This is a genomic window from Streptomyces phytophilus, assembly GCF_013870535.1.
GTDB lineage: Bacteria > Actinomycetota > Actinomycetes > Streptomycetales > Streptomycetaceae > Streptomyces > Streptomyces phytophilus.
Genome location: NZ_JACBXC010000420.1, coordinates 1 through 4661 on the forward strand (window position 1 = coordinate 1; position 4661 = coordinate 4661).

Annotated in this window: 5 protein-coding genes; 1 reads left to right on the forward strand and 4 read right to left on the reverse strand. The window is 68.8% G+C overall.

What is annotated here, in order from left to right:
• Position 1 precedes the first annotated feature (1 nt).
• The 3 genes from H5J30_RS18290 to H5J30_RS18300 form a co-directional block, all read right to left on the reverse strand.
• A complete protein-coding gene (locus H5J30_RS18290; protein WP_181788485.1) occupies positions 2-301 on the reverse strand; it encodes a hypothetical protein in 300 nt (99 codons plus the stop codon).
• 76 nt (positions 302-377) lie between these two features.
• Entirely contained in the window at positions 378-1781 is a 1404-nt protein-coding gene (locus H5J30_RS18295; protein ID WP_181788486.1) for a S8 family peptidase, read from the reverse strand.
• 168 nt (positions 1782-1949) lie between these two features.
• Positions 1950-2699 (reverse strand): hypothetical protein, encoded by a 750-nt coding sequence (locus H5J30_RS18300; protein ID WP_181788487.1) that lies wholly within the window; start codon positions 2697-2699, stop codon positions 1950-1952.
• 408 nt (positions 2700-3107) lie between these two features.
• On the opposite strand from H5J30_RS18300, the gene H5J30_RS18305 reads away from it, so the two are divergent.
• On the forward strand, positions 3108-3821 hold the full coding sequence (locus H5J30_RS18305; RefSeq protein ID WP_258563390.1) for an HNH endonuclease family protein: 714 nt from the start codon (positions 3108-3110) through the stop codon (positions 3819-3821).
• A gap of 17 nt (positions 3822-3838) precedes the next feature.
• On the opposite strand, the gene H5J30_RS18310 is transcribed toward H5J30_RS18305, so the two are convergent.
• Positions 3839-4642 (reverse strand): transposase, encoded by an 804-nt coding sequence (locus H5J30_RS18310; RefSeq protein WP_220189063.1) that lies wholly within the window; start codon positions 4640-4642, stop codon positions 3839-3841.
• Between the last annotated feature and the right edge of the window lie 19 nt (positions 4643-4661).

Sequence of the window (4661 nt, forward strand, 5' to 3'; positions counted from 1 at the left end):
GTCAGGTTGTTGTGCAGCGGATTCCGAGGATGTGGGTGTGGTCGTCGCTGAGGACGGCGGTGGTGCAGAGGTAGTCGGGTTCGTTGGCGCCGGTGCGGTAGAGGTGGACCGGTGTGGTGGGTTTTCCGGGTCGGGGTTGGCAGTTGTCGCCGAGGACGAAGTCGTCTTGGGCGGGGGTGTAGGTGGCGCAGGTCCAGTCCGTCTCGGCCGCGTTGGCGTCGGTGGCGGTGATGAACAGTGCTGCTGCGGTGGTGCACAGTGCGAGTAGGGCGGCGTGCGCCGGGTGGAGGGTGGTTCGCATGGGGGGTCCCTTCTTGGTGTCGCCGACCGTGAAGGGGTTGTCTTAGGCCGGGTGTTGGGGGTGGGCGTGAGGTCCGTCAGTGGTCGGTCGGTGTGCTGGCGGCGGTGGTCAGGGCGCGGAGGGTTGCGCCGGCGTCGGCGAGTCCTGCTCCGCAGTTGTTGCCGCAGCCGGTGATGGGGCCGGCGGCGTTGGAGGTGATGGCGTGTGTCGTTTGGGCGGGGGTGTATTGGGGGCGTAGTTGGCGGATGAGTGCGGCGAGGGCGGAGATGTGGGGTGCGGCCATGCTGGTGCCCTGGGCGAAGAGGTAGTTCTCCTGGGCGGGGTCGGTGGTGCCGGTGTTGTAGGTGGAGAGGATGGCGTCTTGTTCGCGGGTGTCGGTGCTGCCGCCGGGGGCGGTGATTTCGACGGCGGGTCCGTAGTTGGAGTACGGGGCGCGGTGGCGGGTGCGGTCGTTGGCGGCGACGGTGATGACGTTCTGGCAGCTGGCGGGTGAGTAGTCGTCGGCGTTGGCGTTGTCGTTTCCGGCGGAGACGACGACGGTGGTGCCGTGGTCGGTGGCGTAGTCGATGGCCTGCTGGGTGGTGGTGTCGCAGGGGACTTTGTTGCCGAGGCTGAGGTTGATGACTTCGGCGGGGTCTTCGTTGTCGGGGGTGCCGGTGATGGTGCCGCCGGCGGCCCAGATGACGGCTTCGGCGATGTCGGAGGCGGCTCCGCCGCAGGCGCCGAGGGCGCGGAGGGGCTGGACGGTGGCGTCGTAGGCGGTGCTGGTGACGCCGTTGGCGTTGTTGCTCTGCGCGGCGATGGTGCCGGCGACGTGGGTGCCGTGCCATACGGAGTCGTGGGCGGGGGTGCCGGGGCCGCAGTATCCGGGCTCTGCCCAGCTTCCGGGGTCGTGGTAGTTGGGGTCGCGGCCGTTGCCGTCGCGGGCGTTGCCGGGGTGGCTGATGAAGTCGTATCCGGGGGTGATCTGGTTGTCCAGGTCGCTGTGGGTGACGTATCCGGTGTCGATCACGGCGACGTTCACGCCTTTGCCGGTGGCGTATTGCCAGGCCGGGGGGACGTTCATGCCCGCTTTGTCGTCCCACAGATCCCATTGCTCGGGGTAGCGGGGGTCGTCGGGCTCGGCTGCGGGATGGAAGACGGGGTCCGGTTCGGCGTAGGCGACGTCGGGGTCGCCGGCCAGCTTCGAAGCGAGGTCGTCGGGGGACGGGGCGGAGGTGTCCTGGTCAAGGGAGAAGCGGACGGCGCCGGTGGCCAATCGGCGGTCGAAGGCCAGGGATGCGCTCAGCCGGGTTGACTTGAGGGTGTCCTTGACGGCCTGGTCCGAGGTCGCCTGGGGGGTGTGGGGCTTGTAGCCGGCGATCAGGTAGGCCGGCTGTCCGGGGTTGTCCGGTGCGGCAGCCGTCGCTTCGCTTGGGGGGAGCATGGCGAGAGGGAGGGCGCAGGCGGCCAGCGCCGTCGTCAGGACGCGGGTGGGCACACGAACACGGGTGCAGAAGGGCACGGCAGGGCCTGCTTTCCGGAAGCGGGGCGGCTGGACCGCCGGGATGGGGATGAGGGTGCCGGGATCACCAGCAGATGGTGTTCCGGCCGGGAACGATCGGGCCCGCCTGCCTCCTCATCGGCAGGCGGGCCCGGCCGGGGGCGGTCAGGTGCCGATGACCTGGAAGCTGAACGGGCGGTCGTTGAGGCCGCCGGCCTGGTCGCCGGTGGTGACGACGATGTGGTTGTTGTCCTGGACGGCGATGTGGCTGTTGTCGCGCAGGTTCCAGCCGTCGTCGGTGATGTTCGAGGTGGCGCTGGGCAGGGACTTGAAAGGCCGCTGGAAGGTGATCGAGTAGCGGCCCCCGCCCTGCTTTTCGACCAGGAAGTCGCCGCTGCCGCTTTGGACGTTGCCGTCCTTGTCGACGTTGCCCCAGATGATGCGTGCGCCCGACCCGCCCGAAGAGCCGCCGCCGGAGCCGGGGTCCGGGGTGCCCGCGGTGCGGGTGAGGTAGAGGGCCTGGCCGTAGTCGGAGCGCAGCCAGATACGCCGGTTGTCGGCGACGCCTTCCAGGTCGAAGTTGTCGAACTCGTGCCCGCCGGGCTCCACGGTGACCCAGGCGCGTTCGATGCACCAGCCGTCGCCGCCGGTGAAGCGGATGTAGACGGGGTAGCGGTCCAGGTCCGCGGTGGTCAACTGCGGCTTGCGCGGGTCGTTGTACTCGGCCTCGACGACGTTGGCGTCCTCGCCGAAGATGAAGGTGTCGGTGGCGCCCTGCTGCATGTCGGAGGCGCCGGCGATGTCCAGGATGAACTCCCGGCCGGCGATGCCGAGGTAGGCGGTGCCGTTCTCGGGGTGGGCCGATTCGACGTCCGCGGTCTTGATGGTCGCGCTGATCTTCGTGATGTCGGCCATGACTGTGTGCCTTTCGTTCAGGCGTGCCGGGGCGTCAAAGGGGCCCCTGACAGTGGGGGGTTGGTCCAGCACGGGCCGGATCGCAAGGGCCGGCGCCGGTGGGATCGGTGAGGGAAATGGGAACGGTCCAAGGCCGCTCGGGCGTCACATGCCACCCGGTAACCGGCGTGTCCGTGACATCGCCGGCCGGACCCTCACACAAGGTATTCACTCGAATATCACGCGTGACACATGGGAGTGGAGTCACGCAGTCCCCTTCCGCCCCCTGGGCGTACGACGGGCGTACACCCAGGCGCGTTATCGATTCCGGACCGTCCCTTCGAGGGGTTTCGTCACCACTGCGACAGGAGAGGGCACACGAGGCGTTCGCTTTTCTGTTGGTGCACACCGGCAACGACGGGAGTCGAGATGCGCACGATCAGATACTGGGCCGCCGCCGCGGCAGCAGCCCTCATGCTGCTGGGCACCGTGCAAGCCGCCCACGCAACAACCGCCGACGACACGGCAGGACACCAGCGTCCCGCGGCCAGCGCACCCGCCCCGGCACGGGCAGAGGCGATCACGCTGCCGCTGCGCGAGGCGATCGACAACCTCGGCGTCGCCCCCGAGGACCGCTCCGGCTACGACCGCGAACGCGAATACGGCGCCGGATGGATCGACGCCGACCGTGATGGCTGCAACACCCGCAACGAGGTACTCCTCGACGAAGCCGTCGCCCCGCCCGCCGTGTCCGGCCGCTGCCGCCTGACCGGCGGCCAGTGGTACAGCTGGTACGACGACCAGACGGTCACCGCCACCGACATCGACCACGTCGTACCGCTGGCAGAATCCTGGGATAGCGGGGCGAAGCAGTGGACACGCGACAAGCGCATCGCCTACGCCAACTACCTCGACGACCCCCGCCACCTCGAAGCCGTCAGCCAGCGCTCCAACCGGCAAAAGGCGGATAAGGACGTCGCCGAATGGCTCCCCATCGAATCCGTCCGCTGCAAATACACCGTCTACTGGGTCGCCATCAAAAACACCTGGGCCCTCACCGTCGACCCCGCCGAGCAATACGCCCTCAACACGCTCGCCGACTCCTGCCCTAACAGCCCCGTCACCTACGAACCCGTCGCCTAACACCGTCTCGTGAGCGACTAGCTGCAGGCGAGGTTGTGCATGTGGGCGATGCCGCTGGCGGCCCAGTAGACGCCTTTGCCTCGGCGGCGGCAGTCGCGAAGAATCTTCCAGGTCTTCATCCGGGCGAAGACATGCTCCACTCGGGCGCGCACCCGGCGGTGGGACGCGTTGTGCTCTTCTTTCCAGTCCGGGAGCTGGTCCTGTCCCCGGCTGCGGCGGTGCGGGATAATCGCGCTGGTGCCCTGGTAGCCGCCGTCGGCAACCACCAGGGCCCGGCCGCAGGCGGCCTCGGCGCCCGAGGCGCCGAACGCAGTGCAGTCGTTGTGGTTGCCCGGCAGCGGGTTCCCGACGATGAACACCAGGCGGGTGTCGGCCTCGATGACGACCTGCAGGTTCGCCGAGTACCGGTAGTTCTTCGCCGGGGCAGACACGGTGCGGTCCCGGGTGGGGACCAACGTGCCGTCCACGATCAGCACCTCGTCCCGTCGCGGACGGCGCCGGCACGGCTGCAGAGCCAGCCAGGGCCCGTGCCGATCGATGATCCGGCCCACCGCCGCCACGGAGATCCCGAACAGCGGCGCCAACTGCCGCATCGTAAGGTTCGTGCGGTAGTACACAGCCACCAGCAGCACCCGATCCGCCAGCGGCAGCGACCACGGCCGTCCCGGCCGCCCCGCCACCAGCTCCGGCCCACCGGCCTGCTCCACCGCCTGCAGCAGCCGACGGAATCGGCCCGGCGCCAGACCGGTGAACACCTCGATCACGTTACGTCGTTCCGCCGTCAACACCTGCACACCAGACCAACGCGCACCAGCCCTCATAGTTACGAGACAACCTTTA